The organism is Rhodococcus sp. Leaf247 (genome assembly GCF_001426185.1).
Classification (GTDB): Bacteria; Actinomycetota; Actinomycetes; order Mycobacteriales; family Mycobacteriaceae; genus Rhodococcoides.
Window position 1 is genome coordinate 1353386 of the sequence record NZ_LMRP01000001.1, and the last position, 23490, is coordinate 1376875.

General features: G+C 66.5%; 21 protein-coding genes. 9 read left to right on the plus strand and 12 right to left on the minus strand.

Going from position 1 to position 23490, the window contains the following annotated elements:
* Window positions 1-19 precede the first annotated feature (19 nt).
* Both ASG64_RS06425 and ASG64_RS06430 read right to left on the minus strand, forming a co-directional pair.
* Window positions 20-1048, minus strand: coding sequence for an ABC transporter permease (locus ASG64_RS06425; RefSeq protein WP_056071196.1), 1029 nt, complete (start codon window positions 1046-1048; stop codon window positions 20-22).
* Between the two features lie 10 nt (window positions 1049-1058).
* Window positions 1059-2603 (minus strand): sugar ABC transporter ATP-binding protein, encoded by a 1545-nt coding sequence (locus tag ASG64_RS06430; RefSeq protein ID WP_056071199.1) that lies wholly within the window; start codon window positions 2601-2603, stop codon window positions 1059-1061.
* A 228-nt stretch (window positions 2604-2831) separates the two neighbouring features.
* Between ASG64_RS06430 and ASG64_RS06435 the strand changes: the two genes are divergently transcribed.
* Window positions 2832-3320 carry a VOC family protein gene (locus ASG64_RS06435; RefSeq protein ID WP_056071202.1) on the plus strand — a complete coding sequence of 163 codons (489 nt, stop codon included), beginning with the start codon at window positions 2832-2834 and terminating at the stop codon, window positions 3318-3320.
* Between the two features lie 21 nt (window positions 3321-3341).
* Here ASG64_RS06435 and ASG64_RS06440 read toward each other — a convergent pair whose 3' ends face one another.
* Together ASG64_RS06440 and ASG64_RS06445 are read right to left on the minus strand one after the other, a co-directional pair.
* Window positions 3342-3815 (minus strand): nuclear transport factor 2 family protein, encoded by a 474-nt coding sequence (locus tag ASG64_RS06440; RefSeq protein ID WP_056071207.1) that lies wholly within the window; start codon window positions 3813-3815, stop codon window positions 3342-3344.
* A gap of 1 nt (window position 3816) precedes the next feature.
* Window positions 3817-5259, minus strand: coding sequence for an aldehyde dehydrogenase family protein (locus ASG64_RS06445; protein ID WP_056071210.1), 1443 nt, complete (start codon window positions 5257-5259; stop codon window positions 3817-3819).
* Window positions 5260-5502: 243 nt separating this feature from the next.
* Here ASG64_RS06445 and ASG64_RS06450 point away from each other — a divergent pair, with 243 nt between their 5' ends.
* The 3 genes from ASG64_RS06450 to ASG64_RS06460 are packed head-to-tail and all read left to right on the plus strand — an operon-like array spanning window position 5503 to window position 9742.
* The gene (locus ASG64_RS06450; protein ID WP_056071213.1) at window positions 5503-6129 is read left to right on the plus strand and encodes a hypothetical protein; all 627 of its coding nucleotides are present in this window, start codon (window positions 5503-5505) and stop codon (window positions 6127-6129) included.
* Window positions 6126-8675: a putative PEP-binding protein gene (locus ASG64_RS06455; protein WP_056071216.1), complete on the plus strand. Its 2550-nt coding sequence runs from the start codon at window positions 6126-6128 to the stop codon at window positions 8673-8675. Before ASG64_RS06450 ends, ASG64_RS06455 begins: the two co-directional genes overlap by 4 nt.
* Window positions 8672-9742 carry an acyl-CoA dehydrogenase family protein gene (locus tag ASG64_RS06460; RefSeq protein WP_056071218.1) on the plus strand — a complete coding sequence of 357 codons (1071 nt, stop codon included), beginning with the start codon at window positions 8672-8674 and terminating at the stop codon, window positions 9740-9742. The genes ASG64_RS06455 and ASG64_RS06460 overlap by 4 nt, the downstream gene beginning before the upstream one ends.
* 6 nt (window positions 9743-9748) lie before the next feature.
* Here the strand turns inward: ASG64_RS06460 and ASG64_RS06465 are convergent, their stop codons facing one another.
* Genes ASG64_RS06465 through ASG64_RS21860 form a run of 6 tightly spaced genes read right to left on the minus strand, consistent with a single transcriptional unit; the run spans window position 9749 to window position 16033 of the window.
* Window positions 9749-10999, minus strand: coding sequence for an acyl-CoA dehydrogenase family protein (locus ASG64_RS06465; RefSeq protein ID WP_056071221.1), 1251 nt, complete (start codon window positions 10997-10999; stop codon window positions 9749-9751).
* A gap of 16 nt (window positions 11000-11015) precedes the next feature.
* Window positions 11016-12167: a thiolase family protein gene (locus ASG64_RS06470; RefSeq protein ID WP_082518142.1), complete on the minus strand. Its 1152-nt coding sequence runs from the start codon at window positions 12165-12167 to the stop codon at window positions 11016-11018.
* Complete coding sequence (locus tag ASG64_RS06475) at window positions 12164-12544, minus strand: Zn-ribbon domain-containing OB-fold protein (RefSeq protein WP_056071225.1); 381 nt, start codon at window positions 12542-12544, stop codon at window positions 12164-12166. The genes ASG64_RS06470 and ASG64_RS06475 overlap by 4 nt, the downstream gene beginning before the upstream one ends.
* Window positions 12545-12552: 8 nt before the next feature.
* Complete coding sequence (locus tag ASG64_RS06480) at window positions 12553-13941, minus strand: dihydrolipoamide acetyltransferase family protein (protein ID WP_056071230.1); 1389 nt, start codon at window positions 13939-13941, stop codon at window positions 12553-12555.
* A gap of 4 nt (window positions 13942-13945) precedes the next feature.
* The gene (locus ASG64_RS21855; protein ID WP_056071233.1) at window positions 13946-14983 is read right to left on the minus strand and encodes an alpha-ketoacid dehydrogenase subunit beta; all 1038 of its coding nucleotides are present in this window, start codon (window positions 14981-14983) and stop codon (window positions 13946-13948) included.
* 21 nt (window positions 14984-15004) lie between these two features.
* Entirely contained in the window at window positions 15005-16033 is a 1029-nt protein-coding gene (locus ASG64_RS21860; protein ID WP_235579508.1) for a thiamine pyrophosphate-dependent dehydrogenase E1 component subunit alpha, read from the minus strand.
* A 162-nt stretch (window positions 16034-16195) separates the two neighbouring features.
* Here ASG64_RS21860 and ASG64_RS06495 point away from each other — a divergent pair, with 162 nt between their 5' ends.
* Genes ASG64_RS06495 through ASG64_RS06505 form a run of 3 tightly spaced genes read left to right on the plus strand, consistent with a single transcriptional unit; the run spans window position 16196 to window position 18977 of the window.
* On the plus strand, window positions 16196-17740 hold the full coding sequence (locus ASG64_RS06495; protein ID WP_056071236.1) for an AMP-binding protein: 1545 nt from the start codon (window positions 16196-16198) through the stop codon (window positions 17738-17740).
* A 38-nt stretch (window positions 17741-17778) separates the two neighbouring features.
* Complete coding sequence (locus ASG64_RS06500) at window positions 17779-18381, plus strand: histidine phosphatase family protein (protein WP_056071240.1); 603 nt, start codon at window positions 17779-17781, stop codon at window positions 18379-18381.
* On the plus strand, window positions 18378-18977 hold the full coding sequence (locus tag ASG64_RS06505) for a histidine phosphatase family protein (RefSeq protein ID WP_056071243.1): 600 nt from the start codon (window positions 18378-18380) through the stop codon (window positions 18975-18977). Before ASG64_RS06500 ends, ASG64_RS06505 begins: the two co-directional genes overlap by 4 nt.
* 9 nt (window positions 18978-18986) lie before the next feature.
* Here the strand turns inward: ASG64_RS06505 and ASG64_RS06510 are convergent, their stop codons facing one another.
* Entirely contained in the window at window positions 18987-20000 is a 1014-nt protein-coding gene (locus ASG64_RS06510; RefSeq protein WP_235579509.1) for an NADP-dependent oxidoreductase, read from the minus strand.
* On the minus strand, window positions 19997-21721 hold the full coding sequence (locus ASG64_RS06515; RefSeq protein WP_056071246.1) for a PEP-utilizing enzyme: 1725 nt from the start codon (window positions 21719-21721) through the stop codon (window positions 19997-19999). The genes ASG64_RS06510 and ASG64_RS06515 overlap by 4 nt, the downstream gene beginning before the upstream one ends.
* Before the next feature lie 159 nt (window positions 21722-21880).
* On the opposite strand from ASG64_RS06515, the gene ASG64_RS06520 reads away from it, so the two are divergent.
* Window positions 21881-22657, plus strand: coding sequence for an SDR family NAD(P)-dependent oxidoreductase (locus ASG64_RS06520; RefSeq protein WP_056071249.1), 777 nt, complete (start codon window positions 21881-21883; stop codon window positions 22655-22657).
* Window positions 22658-22688: 31 nt separating this feature from the next.
* Window positions 22689-23483: a maleylpyruvate isomerase family mycothiol-dependent enzyme gene (locus ASG64_RS06525; protein ID WP_056071253.1), complete on the plus strand. Its 795-nt coding sequence runs from the start codon at window positions 22689-22691 to the stop codon at window positions 23481-23483.
* The last annotated feature ends 7 nt before the right edge of the window (window positions 23484-23490 follow it).

Genomic DNA, 23490 nt, shown 5'->3' on the forward strand with positions numbered 1-23490 from the left:
GTGAGTTCCTTTCGAAGAACTAATTGCGACGAGCGGTCCGCGCGGCGAGCGCGACGGCGATGATGAGGGCGAGTCCGTTGAAGAGGTCGTTGACGTAGCTGGGTGCGCCGGCCAGTTGCAGGCCCTTCACACCGGTGGCGAGGAGGTAGATGGCGATCAGCGTGCCGAGCACGTTGACGCGTCCGGCACGGATCTGGGTGGAGCCGAGGAACACGGCCGAGAAGGCGGGAAGAAGGTACGACGGCCCGATGTCGGGCGCGGCGGTGCCCAGCTTGGCCGCCAGCACCACCCCGGTGAGCGCGGCGATGGTTGCCGATGTCATCAAGGCGCCGAACATGATGCGTTCGACACGCAGGCCGGCGAGACGGGCGGCCTGACGATTGCCGCCCGTGGCATACAGGTAGCGGCCCAGCGGCGTCTTCTCGAGCAGGACGTACATCACCGCGGCGACGGCGATCATGTAGAAGAACGGCAGTGGCAGGCCGAGGAAGGGCTTGCTGCCCATGTCGAGGAAGCCGTCGGTGAAGCCCTCGGTGATCTGCTTTCCGTCGGTCACCCAGTACGTTCCGGCCAGCAGGATGCTCGACATACCGAGCGTCGCGATGAACGAGTCGACATGCAGTTTCACCACCACGAAGCCGTTGACGGCGCCGATCAGCGCGCCGCACAGCAGGGTGGTGACGATGGCGATGGGCGTGCTGATGCCCTGCGAGAGTTGGTAGGACACCATCGCGACCGAGAACCCCATGACGCCGGCGATGGAAAGGTCGAACACGCCCGCGGCCAGCGGCACGATCAGGCCGATGGCCAACATGGCGGTGATCGCCTGATCACCGGCGACGATGCGGAAGTTGCCCTGGGTCATGAAGGTGTCGGGAATCCAGATCGCGAACAGCACGATGATGGCGACCCATACGTACAGACCGCTGAAGCGATCGAGTCCGAGCGAGAGCTTGCGGCCCTTGGTTCGGGTACCCGCGCCGTCGCTTCCACCCGGTGGTGGGCTCGCAGGCGCGGCCGCCGCTTCTTCGTGGGATTGGGTTGTCATGGTGATCCTTTCACCGAGTCCGAGTGCCGGCGAGGGTCACGGCGGGAGCAGGTTTCTTCAATGTCGAGGCGGTCAGCCGGTCCGGGTCGATCCGGGGCCGCGAGAATTCGTCGACGACACGGCCGACCGACAGCACGATCACCCGGTCGCACAGACGGGTGAGCTCGCCGTGGTCGGTGGACACCACCAGCACCGCTGCGCCGGCCTGAGCTGCGGAGTCGACCAGAGCATGGATGTCGGCCTTCGCGCCGATGTCGACACCCTGAGTGGGTTCGTCGAGCAACAGCACTCGGGGATTGCGTCTGAGCCACCGGGCCAGCACGACCTTCTGCTGGTTGCCGCCGCTGAGGGTGCTCAGATGTCGTTCGGTGTCGCCCGTGGGCCGGACTCCGAGACGTTCGAGCCAGTGCGCCACATCGGATTTCTCGCGCTTGACGCGCACGAGACCACCTTTGGCGAACCCCCACGGATCGGCGACCGACACGTTCTCGCGCAGCGACGCTGCGGCGAACGCTGCGTTGGACAGGCGCTCGGCCGGCACGCAACCGATACCCGCCGACATCGCCAGATCCGGTCGACCCTGTTCGACGGTCTTCCCGTCCACGGTGATCGCGCCGCCGCGACTCTCCGCGCCGAAGAGCGCGGGCACTATCTGTTCTCGACCGGATCCGGTGATACCGGCGATGCCGAGAACTTCACCGGAACGAATCGAGAAACTGAGGTCTTCGACTGCACCACAAGACAACTCGACGATCTGCAGAACGGGGTCGCCGGCGGAGTCCGTGGTTTCTTCCGGCTCGGCCAGGAACTCCTCGACGCGGCGGCCGATCATCAGCTCGACGAGACCGGATTCGTCGAGACCCTCGAGTGGGCGGGTGGTCACGATCTTGCCGTCTCGCATGACCGTCACGCTGTCGCAGAGGGAGAAGATCTCGTTCAGGTGATGCGAGACGAACAGCACGGCAACCCCGCGGTCGCGGATTCGACGGACCAGGTCGAACAGCCGGACTGCCTCCGCGGCAGGGAGATTGGCGGTGGGTTCGTCGAGTACCAGAACGCGGGCTCCACCGGAGTGATCCTGGACCGCACGGGCGATGGCGAGCATGGTGCGTTCGCTCATGGTCAACGCCCCGGCAAGCTTCTTCAGGTCGAGATCGACACCGAGCTCCGCGAGAGCCGTCTTGGCCCGAGCGCGTTCTGCCTTGAAGTCGATGGTGCCGATGGCGGTGGTCTTGTATCCGTGCCCGAGAGCGAGGTTGTCCACCACGTCGAGGCTTTCGACCAGTCCGAGTTCCTGGTGAACGAAGCGAAGACCGGCGGCCTCGCCGCTACCCGGAATTCCGAGATGCAGCTCGTCACCGCCGACCGCGATCGATGCGCCATCGTCGGGATCGTGATAGCCGGCAAGCACTTTGATGAGAGTGGACTTGCCACACCCGTTCTGCCCGACCAGTCCGCGGATCTCGCCGGGTGCGAGGAGAAGTTCGACGTCGTCGAGTGCCCGATGGCCGCCGAAGGTCTTCGAGAGACCGCTGATGCTCAGCGCATCTGTCATGAAATCCTACCTACGTGAGGTGAGTAACTTGAATCCTGCTGTTGTTACCTAGGTCATACTCAACTATGTACATGGATAAGTCCAGCATTCCGCGAAAGTTCGTATTGTGCGCTCAAGTGCATAAATAGGGAGAACAGAGCGAGCGCCAGGGACGCTGAAGTCGAGAGTCGGCCCTCGGCTGTATCTATAGTCGACGCGTAGTTAGCGAACGTCACCGAAAGGAAGTCCGTGAGCGAGTATCAGCTGGGCAGCGTCGTACAGATCGCGTACATGGTCGACGACGCGCGGGCGGCGGCCGCAGACTTCTCCGCCCGTACCGGAGCCGGGCCGTTCTTCGTCCGGCACAACCCCGGAGCGTTCGACCACACCTCGGCCTACGGCCAGTGGGGGCGCACCCAGATCGAACTGGTGCAAACCCACACGGCAACTCCCCCGGCGTTCGCGGAGACCACGACGGCACGACACTGCGTCCACCATGTCGCGATCATGGTGGCCTCGTTCAGCGAACAGCAACGCATCTTCGACGAGAGCGGCTGGCCCGCACTGTTTTCGGCGACCACCCCTAACGGAAACGCCTTCGCGTTCCACGACGCCCGAGCGGAGCTCGGACATCTCGTCGAGATCTACGAACCGCGACCGAGCATTCTGGCGTTGTACCGTCGCGTCGCCGACGCAGCCACCAACTGGGACGGAGTCGACCCGGTTCGCGACCTGTGATCGCGGTCGGCGCCGGACCGGTCAGGCGTCCGCGAGCAACGCGGCGGCACGTTCGCGGGCCATGGCCAGGATCTGCGGGTTACCCGAGTTCCACAGCACCGTCAGTTGTTTCTTGCAAATCTTCCACTCACCGTCGACCCGTCGGAGCGAATCGGTGTAGTAGCCGCCGATGGTGAACATCGCGTCGCCGGCCGTGTTGGGGAGCACGTGCTCCGCGCGCACGTAGGAGATGACCGTTCCGCTGTCTCCGTCGACGGTGATGTCCAGATTGGACAGAAAGTGCTGCGACGCAGCGAGTCCCGGAAAGAGCATCCGTCCCCGCTGCACCCAGTCGTCCGCCTTGAAGGGACCACCGTTGCCCGCGCGGTAGCTCGTGTAATCGATCTCGATGTCGTCGGTGAACACCGACCGGTACATGTCCCAGTCCCGCAGATCGATTCCGCGCGCGAATCGGGCCATCAGCTTCGTGATCTCCTGATGATCGTCGACGCTCATGTCACTTCGCCTTCGCGGGCAGCTGCAGGGAGACCGTCTCGAAGTACTCGTCGAGTCCGTCGGGTCCGAGCTCACGGCCGATTCCCGACTTCTTGAAGCCACCGAACGGTGCGGACGCGTTGAAGCGGCCACCGTTGATCGAGACCTGGCCGGTGCGCAACCGGCGAGCAATGGCGATCGCAGTGTCGTCGTCGCCGGCGAACACGGCTCCGGAGAGTCCGTAGTCGGAGTCGTTCGCGATGTCGACCGCGTCGTCGATGCCGTCGTAGGTGAGCACGGCGAGGACGGGACCGAACACCTCTTCGCGAGCGATAGCGGACTTGTTGTCCACGCGGGAGACGACGGTCGGACGGACGAAGAAGCCGGACTGCAGTCGCTCGTCGAGGTCGTCGACCTCGCCGGGTCCACCGACCAGGAAGACCGCGCCCGCCGGCACCTCGGCCAGATGTTTCAGCACGGACTGCTGCTGTTCCTGCGACGCCATCGGCCCGATGTCCACCGACTCGTCGAGGGGGTCGCCGACCGTCTGCGACCCCACGAGTTCCACCAGCTTCTGCTCGACCTCGTCGATCCGATCGGCGGGAACCAGCAATCGTGTGGTGGCGGTGCAGGTCTGGCCGTTGTTGATGTAGCACCCCCGAACGGCTGCGGTGATCGCGGCGTCCAGATCGGCGTCGGGAGCGACGATGAACGCAGACTTTCCGCCGAGTTCCAAGGTCACTTTCTTGATTCCGGCTGCAGCTACTTGTCCGACGCGGGCGCCGGCCGAGGTCGAACCGGTGAGGCTGACCAGGTCGACGTCCGGATGACCGGCCAATCTCTCGCCCACCCGGCCGCCCGCTCCGGAGACGATGTTCAAAACGCCCGGCGGCAGTGCGGTGGTGTCGGCGATCTCCGCGACGACGAACGCCGCCAGCGGCGCGACGCTACTGGGCTTGACCACCGTGGTGCAGCCGGCGGCGATAGCGGGTGCCACCTTGGCCGCAAGTTGGTACAGCGGGTAGTTCCACGGCGTGATCGCGCCGACGACCCCGATTCCGACCTTGATGATCAGCGACGTACCGCGGCGTTCCTCCAGGGACGTGTTCTCGAGGATGTCCGCCATCGACCGGAAGATGGTCACGCCCAGACCGACCTGCACGGTGCGGGACCGCGCGATCGGCGTGCCGACCTCGCGCGCCATGATCTCGGCGAGTTCGGCTTCCCGATCGACCAGCCCGTCGGCGATCTGCCGCAGCGCCGTCACGCGGTCGGCGATCGACGACTGCGACCACTCGCCGAAGGCGGCACGTGCTGCGGCGACCGCGTCGTCGACATCGGATTCGGTGCCCGCGGGCACCCGGGCCAGCAGCTGTCCCGTCGCGGCCTCCAGCACGTCGATCGTTCCGTCGCCCGACGACGGAACCCACTTGCCGCCGATGTAGAGCTCGTGCCGGTCGTCCATTCGAGGCCTCACTTCTTCTGCTGCGCGGCCGAGTGGCGGCCATCACAATCACCATAGCGATCTTAGAGGACTGATTGTCAAGTAAGTAGCGCAATCAAGTCTGTACATAGTTAGTGGTTCGTTTCTTGACATCCACTACTAATTGGGTAGGTTATGAGCACCGTCACAGTCCTACCGACGGCAAGCGCCGCATCACTTGCCGATGACCGTCCCAGACAGGGACCGGAGAATTCGAGGAGCACCATGAACGACCTCGCGACCAACACGTCCGCGCCGACCGTCGTCACGAGCGAATTGGTCGATCTCGTGGTCAAGGGCATGGTCCGTGGCCCGATCACGCCCGAACTCCAGGCCGTGGTCGACGCCGGAGACGCCGTCGCCAAGGGCCCCGTCGTCATGCCGACGCAGGCCGGTATCGCCAACGCCGGCGCGCAGGTTCGCCTTCCCGAGGGCGGCGACGAGGCCAAGGCCGTCACCGACCTGCTCCACGTCTTTCTTCCGGTCAACCGTCGCCTCCGCGAACTGTGCACCGCTTGGCAGTGCCGTCCCGACGGCTCCGCGAACGATCACTCGGACGCCCAGTACGACGCCAAGATCCGCGATCAGCTCGAAGACATTCACACCGACGTGACCAAGATGCTGCGCCGGACGGGCAAGCAGTGCGCCCCGCTCCTCGACTACCGCGAGCGGCTGATCGGCGCCCTCGAACGCTTCGACAGCGGCGACACCGCATCTCTGACATCGCCCCTGACGGACGGCTACCACACCGTCTGGATGTGGCTGCATCAGCACGTGCTGATGATGCTGGGTATGACACGGGCGCAGGACGAGGCCCTCGAGGAGAAGCTCGTATCCGGTAGCGCAGAATGACCGTGTCCGACAACGTCATCCACGCGTCCACGCGGACGGCGGTACCTTACGGTCAAGGCCGTGCTCGCGGACTCGGCGCCGACGTGCTGGGTGTACACGGTGTCGAGATGGACAACCTGGTGGCACTCGGACTTCCCGTGGTACCGGGATTGACCGTCCCGATCGGTTCCGGTGCCGGACTCGAGAACCGCGAGACCGCCTCTCTGGCAATCGACCTGCTCGAAAAGCTGGCCGTACGCGGGATCTGGCCCGAGGTCCGCACCGAGCGGCGGCCCATGTTGATGCATCTGCGCTGCAGCGCCCCTGTCCCGGTGTCGGCCCTGCCGCCGGCCATCTCGGCCATCGGTCTGTCGAGCCGCAACATCGACGCTCTGGTCGAGGTGATCGGACGAGAGCGCGACATCTACGACTCCTGGGCGGCGAACCTCCGGTTCGTCGCGGAGGGCGCTCTCGAGATCGACACCGACGATCTGGACGACCTCGACGACGACCACCCCGACAGCCGCACCCGAGTTCCCGCTCTGCTCGAACTTATCGAGAAGTCCACCGGTGCAACGTTTCCCACGGAACCGGCCGAGCAACTCGGTCTGGCAGCCAAAGCCATGCTCGCCCGTTGGGCCTCTCCCCGTGGACAGCGTGCGCGCAAAGCCCTGTCCCTGCCCGGTGACCTGGGAATCGCCCTGCACGTTCGCGCCCTGCGCCTCGGCTCCTGGGACGAATCCGGGTACGGATCCGCGATAAGCCGTGACCTGGAGACCGGCAAGTACGCACCCCATGGCGTCTTTCACCTCGGTGTTCGCCGGGCCGATCCCAACCCCGGTCCGGGCGCCCCACTCACGCACACCCCCGGTGGCGTGCAGATTCTCGATCAGATCTTCGCCACGCTCGAACCTCATCTTCGTGCCGTCGCGGAGGTGGAGTTCGAGGTCCGCGACCGCCAACTCGCACTGCTCAGCGCCGGTCCGCTCGAGCACCCCGGCCCGCGCGCGGTCACCAATCTGGCCGTCGACCTGGCCACCGGTCAATCGATCGGACGCAGCGAGGCCGTTCGCATGCTCGAACCCGACCTGATGCAGGACCTCCTCCACGCCCAGCTCACGCTCACCGGCCGCGAACAGCTGCTCGCGCACGGGCTTCCCGCGTCGCCGGGTGCAGCCATCGGCGAGATCGCGTTGTCGAGCGAGCGGGCCCTGCGACTCGCAGCCGAAGGCAAGGACGTCATCCTCGTCGCGTCCGAGACCAGCCCGGCGGACGTCCCCGCTCTGCTCGCCGCCACTGCGGTGATCACCTCCAACGGTGGACTGGCGTCGCATGCCGCCGTCGTTGCCCGCGGCGCCGGCCGACCGGCCGTCTGCGGCGCGACGACGCTGCGAATCGACCTCGACGCCGCCACCGTGACGTCCGACGGCATCACCCTGTCCGAGGGTGACACAGTCTCCGTCAACGGCCGAACCGGCGACGTCTACGTGGGCGCCGTACCGATCCGGCCCGCGGAACCATCGCCGGAACTCGAGGTGCTGCTCGGATGGGCCGACGAGATTCGCGAACTGGGCGTGCGCACCAACGCCGACAACGCCGAGGACGCAGCAACGGCGTTCCGGCTCGGCGCCGAGGGAATCGGACTGTGCCGCACCGAGCACCAGTTCATGGGTGATCAGCTGCCGCTGGTGCAACGACTCGTTCTCGCCGACAGCGAAGCCGAGGAGATCGACGCGATCGCGGCGCTGACGGCGGCCCAGCAGTCGGACTTCACCGATCTGCTTCGCGTCGTGGGGAATCGGCCCATCACCGTCCGTCTGCTCGACGCACCGCTGCACGAGTTCCTGCCACCTGACGGGCACTACCGAGACGACGCCCAGGCCGAACGGGCAGCTGCCACCCACGAATCCAACCCGATGCTGGGACTTCGTGGTGTGCGGTTCGCCATGGTGCAGAAGCGGCTGTATCCCGCGCAGGCCGAAGCGCTGTTCCGCGCATGGGTCACGGTGAACGCCGAAGGACTCACGCCTGCACTCGAAGTGATGATCCCGCTGGTATCCCTTCCGGGTGAACTCACCGAAGCCATCGCCCAGGTGCACCGTGCTGCCGCTACCGTCGCCGCCGACACCGGTGTCACGGTTCCCTACCTCGTCGGCAGCATGATCGAGACCCCGCGGGCAGCGCTGCTCGCCGCTACGTTGGCCGCCGAGGCGCAGTTCCTCTCGTTCGGCACCAACGACCTGACCCAGCTGACGTACGGGTTCTCCCGAGACGACGTCGAGAAGACGATGCTCGCGCACTACCTCGAGCACGGACTGCTGACCGACAGCCCCTTCGCGGTGCTCGATCGCGACGGAGTCGGTGCCCTGGTCTCCCTGGCCGCGGACAGTGCGCGCACCGTGCGACCCGACGTGAAGCTGGGCGTCTGCGGTGAACACGGCGGCGACCCGGAATCGATCTCGTTCCTGAATTCGGTCGGGCTGCATTACGTGTCGTGCTCCCCCAGGCGTGTTCCCGTGGCCCGCCTGGCGGCCGCGCACGCCACGCTGGAGAAGCAGACGACGTGAATTCCGAGCTGGACTACTTGCGGGCATCCGTGCGAGCCGCGGCGGCCGATCTCGGCGGACCCGACCTGTGCCGCTCGCTCGATCCAGCCGGCGCCGGCTGGGACGCCGGCGCCTGGTCGGTCATGGCGGGACAGATCGGGGTCAGCAGCCTGGGATTGCCCGAATCATGCGGCGGCCTCGGTGGTTTGGCCGAGCTCGCCGTGGTCGCCGAAGAACTGGGCGCCGCGCTGCTTCCGATCCCGTTCCTCTCGACGGTCCTCACCGCACAGGTGCTCGTCCACGCCGGCGGTGCCGACGACGTGATCACGGACATCGCCGAAGGTCGGCCCGCCGCGTTCGCGGGACTCGACAGGCGCGGATGGTGGTCACCCGACCACGAGATCTTCACCGCCACCGAGACGACAACCGGGTGGTCGTTGACCGGCCACGCGCCGGCTGTCCTCGGCGCCGCCGATGCTCGGTGGCTGGTGGCCGTCGCCCACACCTCGGACGGTCCAGACATCTTCGTCGTGGACGCCGCCGCAACCGAACCCGCTATCACGCCGCTGCGAACACTCGACCTGTCGCGGGCGCAGGCCGCGCTCACCCTGTCGGACACGCCGGCCCGCCGGCTGACGGTCGGCGGAAGCGCCTCGGCCGCAGTCGATCCCGCTCTCGACGTGGCCTGCATCGTGCTGGCTGCCGAGCAACTCGGTGGCGCTCAGGTGAGCCTCGACCGCACGGCCGCATACGCGAAGGAACGCCGTCAATTCGGGCGAGCCATCGGCAGCTTCCAAGCCGTCAAGCACACGCTCGCCGACATGCTGGTTCTCGTGGAGTCCAGCCGATCGGCAGTCGTTCGCGCGATCGAGGCCACCGATCTCACCGAGGCCGGCGCGGTGGCGCAGGCGTGGTGTTCGGACGCCTACCGGACCGTGAGCGCCGAGGCCGTACAACTCCACGGCGGTATCGGCTTCACGTGGGAACATCACTGCCACCTGTACTTCCGACGGGCCCGCGCCGACGCTCAGCTCTTCGGCGGGGCCGCGTTCCACCGGGAACGGCTCGCCACTTCTCTCGCCTGGTGAGGGCGTTCAGCGCTTGTCGCGCTGAGACCACGGCTGGTCGCGGTTCTCCCGCGGCTCAGGCGGCAACCCGAGCACCCGCTCGCCGATGACGTTGCGCTGGATCTGATCGGTACCACCTGCAAGTCGGTAACCCGGGCTTCCCAGCAGATGTTCGGTCCACGCGAAGCGGTCGTCGTCGACCGCGGCGGTGATCTCGGTACCCAGCAGATCCGCCGCGATTTCACCGATCTTGCCCAGGACGTCCGACGCCATGAGTTTGCCGACCGATGCCGCCGGCCCCGGAGACACACCCGCGGCAGCAGCGCGGGCCACCCGGTCCGCGGTGGCCGCCCGCAGTTCCGATCGGATGTACACGTCCGCGATGTTCTGACGCACCAACGGATCGTTCGCGACACCGAGAGACTGCGCCAGCGAGATCAATTCGGCCACCGAGCCGCCCTTCTTCCGGGTCACCGACCCGGAGGCGGTGCGCTCGAACGCCAGCGTGGCACCCGCGACCTTCCACCCTTGGCCCACCTCGCCGAGACGCATGCTGTCCGGCACCCGGACCTCGTGCAGAAACACCTCGTTGAACGACGATCCTCCGCTCATCTGCCGAATCGGCCGGATGTCGACCCCCGCGAGGTCGAGGGGAATCAGAAACGCGGTGATGCCCTTGTGTTTCGGTGCGTCCGGATCGGTGCGGGCCAGGAGCATCCCGAGGTCGGCGAAGCGTGCACCCGACGACCACACCTTCTGCCCGTCGATCACCCAGTCGTCACCGTCGCGCACGCCCCGGCACCCGAGTGCGGCCAGATCGGATCCGGCGCCGGGCTCGCTGAACAGTTGGCAGGCGAGGAGGTCGGTGCGGAGCAACGGGTTCGCGTAGGTGCGCCGCTGATCGTCGGAGCCGAACATCGCCACCGCGGGTCCGACGAGACCGGTTGTGACGCTGATGAGTTCGGTGGACGGCGGCACGTCGAACTCACGCTCGGCCTGCGCGATGGCCGACGCGAAGGAGGCAGGCAGTCCGCGTCCACCGTGTTCCACGGACAGGGTCACCGCGCCGTAGCCGGCGTCGAAGCGTTGCCTGCGATAGTGCCGGACGGCGTCGAGCAACGCCGTCTCGTCCTCGTCGGACAGATTGCGGAAGACGGCGAGGTCGGGCCGATCCTGCGGTGAGGGCTCAGGTCGGGGCGGGAGGATCGAGCCCAGCCACGACCGGACCTCGGCCTGGAAGTCGGCCAGCTCGGGGATGGTACCGAGACCCGTTGTCACAATGATCCTTTCGTCGTCACGCCGTCAACACCGTGCAAGCCGACAGCCCGGGAGCGCCGTACACGTGGGTGAAGCCGACCGTCGGGCCACCGGGCACCTGATTGCCTTCGGCGCGGCCCTGCAATTGCCGGACGACCTCGTGCACCTGCCGTAACCCGGATGCGCCGATCGGTTCTCCGCCGGCCAGGCAGCCGCCGTCGGTGTTGATCGGCATGCTGCCGTCGAAGCGGGTCGCTCCCGATTGGAGCAACTTCGCCTGTTCGCCGTGCTCGCACAGACCCGTTTCCGCCATGTGAATGATCTCGGACCCGGAATCGGTGTCCTGCAACTGCGCGACGTGGACGTCGGCGGGACGGAGGCCGGCCGCGGCGAACGCCGCCGCGGCGGCATCGATGCTCGGACTGCGAGTCGGGTCGGGAGCAAGCCACGGTGAGAACACCTCGAAGGATCCGAACCGTCGGGTTCGCACCTCCACCGCAGCCAGCCGAATCGGTTTGTCGCACATGTCGTGTGCGCGATCTCCCCGCGCCAGCACGAGAGCGACCCCGCCCTCACCAGGCGAGCAGAACATGTACTGGGTGAGCGGATCGTTCACCATGGCGGACGACAGCACCTGCTCGGCGGTGAGTTCCTTTCGCCGCCACGCCATCGGATGTGCTGCTCCGTTGGCGAAGGCTCGCTCGGAGACATCCGCCAGTACGGACTCGTCGAGGCCGTGCTCGTGAAAGTATCGGCGCGTCTTCATCGCGAAGTACTGGGTGGTGACCATCATGCCGGTCCGGGCGTACCAGGGGTCCAGACCGTACGCGGCGGGGTCGGAGGCGAATGCGCCACGCGGGTGCTTGTCGAAACCGACCACCGCCACTACGTTCGCTCGCCGGGCGGTGAGCATGTCGGTGGCCGTCGCCAGGGCGACTCCGCCTGTGGCGCAACCGTTCTTGACAGTCGTGAACGGGATGCCGGTCAGCCCGAGACGCGAGACCAGCGAATCGGGCTTGCCGGAGACGTTGCTGCCGCCGACCGCGGCATCGACGTCGGACCACGCAATTCCGGCGTCGGCCAGTGCGGCACGCAGCGCGTGCTCGCCCATGTCCATGCCCGAGACCCCGTCGTGCCGACCGAACGCGTGCATTCCGGCGCCGACGATGTAGACGTCGTCCGAACTCACGAGGTCACCTTCCCGAACGCGAACGTGACCTCGGCGTCTCCGACCGGGAGCAAACGCAGTTCGACGTCGTCCCCGATCGCGACCGTCCCGACGATGCGCGATTCGACGAGAACCCCGCCGAGGTCGACGTAACCGACGACGAACGGCTCGAACCCCGACGCCGGCACGTCGAAGGGGGGCTTCGGCGCGAAAGCCTGTGTGGTCCAGGTCCAGACCGTTCCTCGAGTCGGCAGCGGCCGCCGCGACACCGCCGCCCCGGCACATCCCGGGCACCGTGCTGCCGGTGGAAACGCCACGACTTCGCAATCGTCGCAGGCGCTTCCGGCCAGCACCGGTGGATCGAGTTGCCCGAACAGCGTGTCGTCGACGGCGTGCATTCTGCGCGCTACCCGGCCAGAAGTGACAGTGGTCGGGCGAGGATCTCGCCGAGGGTGCGCAGGTACTCCGCTGCGGGAGCCCCGTCCACCGCTCGGTGATCGAACGTCAGTGAAAGCGTCATGACCTGTGTCTTCACCGGAGTGTCACCCTCCCAGCGGAATCCGTCCTTGACCCGGCCGACGCCGAGAATGGCGACGTTGCCCGGATTGACCACCGGAGTGAAGAAGTCGACGCCGTACGCACCGAGCGTGCTGACCGAGAACGTCGCGCCCTCCATGTCGTTCAGTGCCAGTTTTCCAGTCCGAGCCGCCGTCGCCACCGCGTTGGTGCGGGTGGCGATCGCGGTGAGCGACAGAGCGTCGGCATCGCGGACCACGGGAACGACGAGTCCACCGTCGACAGCGACCGCGACCCCGATGTTGATCTCCTCGAACAGTGTCACCTTGTCATCGGCGATTCCGGCGTTCAGCAACGGATGCTGCTGCAGCGCAAGGGCTGCGGCCTTGACCACGAAATCGTTGAGGCTGGGCGGCTTCGACGCGGAGCCCTCGCCCTTGAGTTGCGCGCGGACGGCGACGAGAGCGGTCACATCCACTTCGTAGCCGTGCGTCAGCTGGGCCATCGTGTGCAGGCTGTCGACCATGTTGCGGGCTATAGCGCCGCGCATTCCCGAGAGCGGGATGACGTCACCGGGCTGTGGGCCGGTGACCCGGGCGGGCGTCGGCGTCGGCGCAGTCGAACCGGCCTGTGGCGTAGCGGCATTCTCGACATCGGCCTTCGTGACGCGGCCGCCGATTCCGGTACCGACGAGCCGGGTCAGGTCCACGCCGAGTTCGGTGGCCCGGCGACGGACCAACGGCCCGACGAACTGGCCGGCCGATTCACTGGGCTTCTCGACTTCGGCCGCCATCGCGGGTGCCGGAGTCGCAGCGAGGAACTCCTCGACATCTTCGGACACGATGCGCCCACCGGGGCCGGTGCCGCGTATCGCAGCCAGATCGACGTTCGACGCCGCAGCGACGCGGCGGGCGTTCGGCGACGACTTGAGTCGCGTCCCGTCGCCGGATACCGGCGCAGCCGTCGGGGCGGCCGCAGAAGCCACATCGTCAAGGACCGCGTCCACCGACACAGGAGCGTCGACACCGTTCGGTGCCTGCTCCCCCTCACCGAGGAGCCACCCGATCACCGCGCCGACCGGCAGTACGTCGCCGGCCTTCGCGGTGGTGGCGAGGATGCCTTCGGCTTCGGCTTCCACGTCGACCTCGACCTTGTCGGTCTCGAGACGCAGGAGCACGTCGCCGAGACCGATGCGCTGGCCCGGCTCGGCCAGCCATTCGCCGATGACGCCTTCCTGCATCGTCAGACCCAGCTTCGGCAGCACGATCTGCTGAGCCATTGCGTCAGTTCCTTTCGAGCAGGCGGCGCGCTCCGGCGACGATGCGGTCTGCGTCGGGCACGTAGGCCTTTTCGAGCGGGGTGCTGAACGGCACGGGGGTGAAGGGAGCGCCGATGCGCAGGACCGGTGCGTCGAGGTAGTCGAACGCTTCTTCCTGGATCTGCGCGGCCACTTCGGCGCCGATGCCACCGAACGTGACTGCCTCGTGCACAACCAGAATGCGGTTGGTCTTGGACGCCGATTTCACGATGGTGGCCGTGTCGAGAGGCTGCACCGACCTCGGGTCGACCACCTCCACCGACACTCCGGATTCGGCGAGGATGTCGGCAGCCTTCAGCGCTTCGGTGACCATGCGGCCGAAGGCGACGATGGTGACGTCGTCACCTTCGCGCGGAATCGCGGCCTGACCGATGGGGATCGAGTAGATCTCCTCGGGCACCTCGGCTCGCGCTCCGAGGAGGACCTTGTTGAGCATGAACACGACGGGATTGTCGTCGCGAACGGCCGAGACCATCAAGCCCTTGGCGTCGTACGCGTTGGACGGCATCAGCACCTTGAGCCCCGGGGTGTGGGCCAGCCAGGCTTCGAGCGACTGCGAATGTTGCGCACCCGCGCTCACTCCGGCGCCGTAGGCGACCGCGATGACCATCGGGACCTTGACCTCGCCGCCGTACATGAACTTCATCTTGGCGGCCTGGTTCACCACTTGGTCGAGGGCGACGGCCAGGAAGTCCATGAACATGATGTCGACGACGGGACGCAGCCCTCGCGCTGCGGCGCCGACGCCGAGACCGATGAGACCCATCTCGGCGATCGGGGTGTCGACCATGCGCCGCGGCCCGAACTCGTCGAGAAGTCCGTCGTACATGTGGAAGACGCCGCCGTATCCGGCCACGTCCTCGCCGATGACGAAGACGTTCTCGTCCTCCCGCATGGTTTGCGCGACGCCTTCGTTGTACGCCTTGACGTACGTGGTGACGCGAGCCGTCGCGGCCTCGGCCGGTGTGGTCGAGTTCGGTGACGTTTCTGTTGCAGTAGACATCGTTTCAGCCTTTTCGGTTCTTCAGTCGCTGTAGACGTTGAGGGCGAAGTCGGCCACGTCCGGGAAGGGACTGGCCTCGGCGAAGCTCACGGATTCTGCGATGTCCGCGTCCACTTCTGCCCAGACGGTGGCGAACTCGGATTCGGTCACCAGGCCTTCGGACACGGCCCGTGCTTCGAGGAGTTTGATGGCGTCGCGCTCTTTCCACGCCTCGACCTCTTCCTGGGTGCGGTAGGTCTTGCGCAGACCCTTCACGCCCTGGTGGTCGTAGTAGCGGTAGGTCTTGGCCTCGACCAGAGTGGGACCACCGCCGTTGCGGGCCCGTTCGACCGCACGCCCGACGGCTGCGCGCACCGCGATCGCATCCATGCCGTCGCAGATCTCACTGGGAAATCCGTAGGCCGGTGCGCGATCGGCGACGTTCTCGAGCTTCATGTGATCCCGCAGAGCGGTGAATTCCGCGTATCCGTTGTTCTCGCAGACGAATACGACCGGAAGTTCGAGAATGCCGGCCATGTTCGCGGCCTCGTGGAACGCGCCGATGTTGCTGGCCCCGTCCCCGAAGAACGGGATGGCGACGGAGTCCTCGCCGCGGTACTTGGCGGCGAATGCGGCGCCGACGGCGATCGGGATACCGCCGCCGACGATGCCGTTCGCGCCGAGCATGCCGATGGAGAGGTCGTTGATGTGCATCGAGCCACCGCGGCCCTTGCAGTATCCGTCGACGCGGCCGAAGAGTTCGGCGAACATCTGGCGGAACTGGGCACCCTTGGCGACGGCGTGACCGTGTCCGCGGTGTGTCGAGGAGATCTGATCGGTGTCCCGCAGGTTGCTCATCGCCCCGGCTGCGACGGCTTCCTGGCCGACGTACAGGTGCAGGAACCCTGGAAGCTTGCCGCCTTCCATCAGCCGGCCGGCCTCGGTCTCGAACTGCCTGATCCGAACCATGCGCCGATGCAGATCCAGCAGGATCTCCCGGCTCGGTGTCGGATCGTTGGATCCGATGGGCTCGACGGCCTCACGGGTTGGGTCGGTCGCGGTCGAAGTCACCACGTACACCTCTTCTCTGGTCCGAACGATGCAGCGATCCATCGCGCTGGGGACTTTGTTTACGTCTTCTACAGTATGGCTACTACAGTAGCTGAATGTAAGTAGAATCACTATAAAGTTACTGTTGCACATTCGAGGACCGAACCGTTGAAGGAGTGAGCCATGCTCGACCGAATAAGGGAGCGAGCGACGGCCGACCCGCACGGCCTGGCTCTGGTGGACGACCGCAGAGCGATGACCTGGACCGATGTCGCCACCACCCTCGACGCCCTGGGCGAACGACTCATCCACATCGCACCGAACTCCGACGAACGCATCGCCGTGATCGGCGAGAACACCGCCGAGACCCTCCTGACGCACGTTGCCGGCATCCGGCGGGGCGTCGGCACGGTGGCCGTCTCCCGGCAGCTCAAGCCCGACGAAATGGCCGACCAGCTGCTCGATTCCGGTTCCGTGGCCGTGGTGACGGGCCCCTCGGGTCTGATCTCGTCCTTCGAAGCGGGTCGCAAGGTCGGTCTCCGCGCGGTGATCGTCCACAACGCCGACGCGTTCGGCGGCGTCGACTGGTCCGAGTTCGTCGCGACCGACCGAGACCTGCCCGCGTCGGTGCCGGCGACCGAGCGTCCGGCTCGTCCGCCCCTCGTCTACACCTCCGGCACCACCGGACGTGCTCGCGGCACGCAGGTGCGCTGGTTGCCCGCTCCCGCCGAGACCGCCGCGGACTTCGTCGACGCGGTGTCCGCGCGGTCGGGCTATCCCGCCGGCGTCCACCTCGTCGTCGGACCGCTGCAACACAACGGCCCGCTCACCGCGATACGCCATCTGCTCTCCGGTCAGCCCGTGGTGGTGATGGGCCGCTTCGACGCCGAACGCACGTTGGAGCTGATCTCGGGTCACCGGGTCACGTCGACACTGATGGTTCCCACGCACTTCCAGCGCCTGCTGGGACTCGACGATGGCGTCCGCTCCCGCCACGACGTCTCGTCTCTGGAGTACGTCGCGCACACCGGTTCGGCGTGTCCCCAGGACGTGAAGCGTTCGATGATCGACTGGTTCGGTCCGGTGCTCGTCGAGTCTTACGGCGGCAGCGAAATCGGGTCGGTGTGCAAGATCGACTCGACGGAGTGGCTCGAGCACCCCCGGTCGGTCGGCCGAGCGGTCCCCCCGTTCGAAGCCGTGGTCGTCGGATCCGACGGCGGCGAACTCGGCCGCGGTGAGGTGGGTGTGCTCGGCTTCCGAACCCCGCCCGAGCGCAGCGTCGTCTTCCACGCCGATCCCGAAAAGACCGCTGCGGCTTACATTTTGCCGGGAGTCGCAACCCTGGGCGACGTCGGGTACGTGGACGACGACGGGTACGTGTTCATCACCGATCGAGTGGCCGACATGGTGGTCTCCGGAGGCGTGAACCTGTATCCCGCAGAGAGCGAGCGCGTTCTGTCGACGTACCCGGCCGTCGCGGAAGTCGCGGTGATCGGCGTGCCGGACGACGACCTCGGCGAAGCCCTGCTGGCACTGGTGGTGGCGCGGCCCGACACCTCGCTGGACGTGGACGAACTCGCCCGCTTCGCGAAGGACTCGATGGCCTCCTACAAATGCCCGAAGAACTACGTCGTGGTCGAAGAACTGAGCCGCAACGCCATGGGCAAGCTCGACAAGAAGGCCATGCGCGCTCCGTATTGGAGTACCGAACGCACCATCGCCGGCTAGCTCCCATACTCCGCACTTCACTTCGCCGAAAGGTAGTCATGATCGAGGTTCTACTGGTCCGGCACGGCCAACCGGTCTCCCGAGTGCGCAATCCGGGGTTGGCCCCCGAAGGCATCGCGGATGCCCGCAAACTCGCGACGTGGCTGCGACACGAGCAGATCGATGCGATCGTCGCCAGTCCCCTCGTTCGGGCCCGGCAGACGGCGGAAGAGCTTGCGGCAGGGATGGATCGGGAACTCGATCTGGTGATCGAGGACCTGCGCGAGTGGGACGACGACATCAGCCCCGAGGACTACATGGCCGTCGAGGACATGGCACCCGACGATGCTCGGCTGCGCGCGGTGGCCGACGGCCGGTTCGAGGAGTACGTTCCCGCCCTCGATCTGCCGAAGTTTCGCGCCCGCGCACGGTCGGCTCTGGATCAGGTCTTCGACCGGTACCCCTCCGGACGCGTCGTGGCGGTAGCGCACGGCGGCATCATCAACGCAGTGGTCGCCGACATCCTCGAGATGCCGAAGACGTTCTGGCACAACCCCGCCTACACCTCGGTCGCGCGCGTGCGGAAGTTGGACTCCGGTGTGATCGTCGTCGATTCGATCAACGACACCGCACACCTGCGCGGCACCGTCGTAGTCGCATGACGGGTGACACGCTCGCCGCAGCTAGCCGGGTGATTCTGGTGCGGCACGGTCTGCCGGGCGAGGAGGGCGCCGCCGATCCAGGGCTCGGGGACACCGGCACGGATCAAGCGCGGCGCCTCGGCGCGTGGCTGCGCAGCGAACCGGTGACGCAGGTGTTGTCGAGTCACTACAAGCGAGCCCACCAGACCGCCCTACTGGCGGCGGAACCACAGGGACTCGACGTCGCCGTCGACGAGCGGTTCCGGGAATGGGACAGCGATCGAACCAGTTACGCCACCCCCGAAGCCATCGCCGACACACCACAGGGACGAGCCTTCGCCGAGGGCCGGTTCGAGGATTTCGTTCCGAAGTACGACAAAGCCGAAGTGGCGCAGCGGATGCGCGCGGCGATTCTCGACGCCACGCGGCGGGCACCGGGTCAACTGACGGTGGTGGCGTCGCACGGCGGCGCCATCAACACGCTGTTGTCCGACATCCTGCAGGCGCCGTCACCGTTCTTCTTCAACCCCGGATACACGTCGATGAGCCGCATCGCGGTGCTGCGGTCGGGGCGCTTCGTCATCGAATCAGTCAACGACACAGCACATTTGCGCTGACCGCAGTTTTCAGGACAGACGGACCAGCATCTTGCCGACGTTCCCGCCGCCGAGCATGGACAGGAACGCGTCGACCGCGTTGTCGAGTCCGTCGTGGATGGTGGACTCGGCGATCAACTCCCCGGATGCCAGCCAGCCGGCGACGCGGTCCTCGAACTCGGGCCGCAGATCCTCGTGGTCGCGGACGATGAAGCCCTGCAGTGTGATTCGCTTGAGTATGGCGTTCATCAGGTGATCCATGGGCGGGCTGTCCGGACCTCCGTTGGAGATCATGCCGCACAGCGCCACCCGGCCACGCTGGTTCAGTGACGCCAGTGCCGCGACCAGATGGTCGCCACCGACGTTGTCGAAGTAGAGGTCGATGCCGTCGGGTGCCTCGTCCCGCAGCGCGGCACCGATAGGCCGCGCGCGGTAATCGATAGCCGCGTCGAAACCGAACCGGTCCGTGAGCAGCGCCGCCTTGTCCGGCCCGCCGGCGCTACCGACCACCCGCGAGGCGCCGAGCAACCTGGCGAGCTGGCCCGCCGCACTACCGACCGCCCCGGCCGCCGCGGAGACGAACACGGTGTCGCCGGTGCGTAATTCGCCCGCGCGCACCAGTCCGACGTACGCAGTGAAGCCCGTCTGACCGAGCACCCCGAGCCAGTGGTGCAGGTCGATCCCCCGCGGCTCGATCACGGTGGCCGCAGCGGTGTCGACCACCGCGTGCTCGCGCCAGCCCAGGCGATGACGCACGTAGGAACCCGTGGGCACGTCCTCGGTGCCCTCGACCACCACACCGAGTGCGGACCCGTCGAGCGGTGCGTCCACCTGAAAGTTGGTGGTGTAGTGCATCTCCGACGTTGCCAGCCGTCCCCGCATCGACGGGTCGACACTCATGAACAGATTGCGCACGAGGACCTGATCGACTGTGCGTTCGGGAATCGGAAGGTCCCGAACCTCGAAGTGCTCCGGTCCGGGATCACCACCCGGGCGCTTCGCGAGATAGACGGCCCGTGTGGTGGTGATGACCCCGGTGCTCACGGCAGTTCCAGGATGGTGACCGTGCCCTTGGATCCGTCGATCTCGACGAGCGTGCCGTTCGGTATGCGGCGGGTCGCGGCCTGAACACCGGCCGCGCAAGCGATGCCGAGTTCGCGGCTCACGATCATCGCGTGCGACCCCATCGCACCGACGTCGGTGATGGCGCCACCGGAAACCATGAACAACGGTGTCCACGACGGATCGGTTTGCGGTGCAACAAGAATGTCGCCGACCTCGAACGAGTCCAATTCGGCCATCGACGTGATCACGCGAGTGCGGCCCTGCGTGATTCCGGGTGAGGCGCCGGAGCCCTGGAGGACGTCGCCGACCTTCACGGCGGCGACGGCCGACCGACCCGTGCGGCCCAGCGTCGACAGGGCCGGGATCGGTTCGCGGGTGTCGAGGAAGGTGGGAAGTTCCAGGCCGAACAGCTCGCGCCAGTCGCGGTGTCGTTGCGCCAGAGTGATTCTCATCGACTCGGGGGCACTCGCCAGCGCGTCGAGTTCGTCGTCGACCGCCATGAACACGTGGTCGGCCGAATCGAGGTGACCATCGGCGTACAGCCGGCGACCGAGCTCCACCAGCGGAACACGCGCCTCGTGCAGCACCTTGATGCAGTTGGTCTTGGCGCGCTCACGCCATGCGGCGAACCTGCGGGCGGACGCCAACGCCGCTGCGAGCGTCGCCTGCCCCGCCTCGTCGTCGCCGACGATCTTCTTCGCCGCGGCCAGAGCGTCGGCTCCGGCCGACGCATGATCGGACAGCCGTGCGTCGGGCGCGGCCGAGTCGTCTTGGAGCCGCAGCCGGTCGATGAGGCCGAGGACGAGCTCGGGCCGGGTCTCCCACGAGACGGACCCGAGGTCCCATTCGTTGGGCCCGCGGTATCCGTAGTCGAGGAGGAACCGGTCGAGGGTGGCATCGAACTTCGGGTCGATTCCGGCGATCCGCTCACCGACGCCGGCAACTCCGGAATCGAATGCCGCCATCAGCTTCTCGTCGGCCCGGACCAAGCGGCCGAGCTCCCACAACGCATACGACGGCAGCGCCGAGTCCACGTCACCGGCCGCACCGACCAGGGTGACGATGAGATCTTGGTTCTCCGCGCCCAGCAGCTGGCCCAGAACGGCGGGACCCACCGCGGCGCAGTTGGTGGCGATCACCTCACCGCGCCACGCGACGCGCTCGAGCGGCATCACCGACCGGGCTCGCGCGACGAGCGCGGCCGGCGTCAGTACGGACAGGTCGGGACGTTCGGCGCGCAAGCGGTCGGCGAGAGTCCGGTCTTCTTCGAGTTCCGGGAACGTCTCGGTGGACAGCGCCCACGCGTTGCGGGCCTCCAGCCGGCGGCCGGCCTCGGCATTCTCGTCGTCTGGATGGCCGACGTAAGCCGGGATGTTCGGGTCTCCGCCATAGAAGAGCTGATCGACGAGTTCCACCGGCAGACCGCCACGGATGCCGACGAGACGAGACATCGACAGGTTGATGTAGAGGTGTCCGTAGAAGATTCCGGACGAGGCCGCGACGTCGGGCTTCTCGGCGAGCGAGTAGCTGCCCAGGCTGGCGTAGCCGAAGTTCCATCCGGGAAGAATGTTCTGAATCCACCCCAGATCCGCGCCGAGGGGCGTGATCGGGTCCGACAGCACGTCGCTCGCGTTGAGCCGCGTGTACACGGGCAGACGAGGACTCGGATCGGTGTCGACCAACCAACGCTGCTCGGACATTGCACTTCTCGTCTCTGACATCGGCGACTGCACCTCGTGGGTAGTTTTTTGATTCCGTCTGCAGATTTACTGTGACTTGAGCCACTCTACATGCAAGACTGTAGACGATGACAAGTTACTTGTCTCTGGTCCTGAGCGAATCGGTATGGGAGAAGATCAATGAAATTGCAAGACAAGGTTGTTGCCGTCACGGGCGGAACCCAGGGAATCGGACGCGGCATCGCCGAAGCGGCGTTGGCCGAAGGGGCGAAGGTGTCCCTCAACGGGCGCTCGAAGGACAAAGGCGAGAAAGCTCTTGCACAGTTCGGGGCCGGTGATCGCGCTGCCTTCTTCCCCGGAGACGTCACCGTGCAGTCCGATGTGGAGGACTTCATCGAGCAGACGGTCGCCACGTTCGGGCGCATCGACGTGCTGGTGAACAACGCCGGCGGAGCCAAGGATCTCCAACCCACGGCCAACCTCAGCGACGAGGAATGGACTCTGGTGATGAACTGGAATCTGAACTCGAACTTCTGGGCCACCCGCCGGGCCCTCCAGCACATGCTGCCCAACAAGTCCGGCCGCATCATCAACATCTCGTCGGTGGAAGGCAAGCACGGCAAGCCCGTGTTCACCGCCTATGTGGCCGCGAAGCACGCCATCAACGGCATGACCAAGTCCATCGCCCGCGAGGTCGGTACCGAGGGCATCACCGTCAACTCCATCTGCCCCGGACTCGTGATCACCGACATCATCAAGGACAACGGCCCCGCCACGGCCAAGGCCATGGGGATGTCCTTCGACGAGATGGTGGCGTTGTTCGCCGAGGAGTCGGCGCTCAAGCGACCCAACACGATCGAAGAAGTCGCCGCGATGGCGATGCTCCTCGCGTCCGACGCCGGCGCCGGTATTACCAGCGCGATTCTCAGCGTCGACGGTGGAACTGCGAACTACTGATGCACCACCCCTCTGTCACGAAGGAAGCCTTATGACTCGAGCAGGATTGTCGGCCAGTCGTGAACTGGCCGACCGATACGGGTCCGTGGTCCGCAGCCTCACTGCGGACGAATGGTCGGCTCCCAGCCGTTGCGCGGGCTGGTCGGTGAAAGATCTGGTTGCGCATACAGGTTCGAACTTCGCGGTCATGGTCGATCCGCCGCCCGCCGATCCGTCGGCACCTGCACCCAGCACCGCCGAGGAGCTGCAGAACCAATTGGTCGACGCGCGCCGGGATTGGTCCAGCTCGCAGGTCGCCGACGAGTTCCTCGCCAACATCGACGGTGCGATGGGGGTTCTGGAAGCGATGCAGCAGACCGAGCTGGCGTCGGCACCGATGACGCTGACCGACCTCGGAACCTATCGCACGCATCAGCTTTCGGACGCGTTCGCTTTCGACATGTGGTGTCACATGTACGTCGACCTGCTCGGATCGGAGGGACCGGTCACCCGGGAGGTACCCGACCCGGAAGACGATCTGGTGCGTACCGCCGTCGAGTGGATGTGGACCGGGTTACCGCAGATGTGCACTCCGGTGAGCGGGGTACTGGACCGCCCGCTGGGGGTGCGACTCACCGGCGCCGGCGGTGGCGAGTGGACCCTGCGGCCGGGCTTGGAGTTGCTCACCGTCGATCCCGGACTGTCGGCCGCCGACACGGTGATCACCTCGGCCGCTACCGATTTCGTCCTGTGGGGTACCACCCGCAGCCAATGGCGCAAGCACGTGACGGTCGAAGGCGACTCGGCCTACGCCGAGAAGGTTCTCGACACCGTCGACATCATCTGACCGAGTT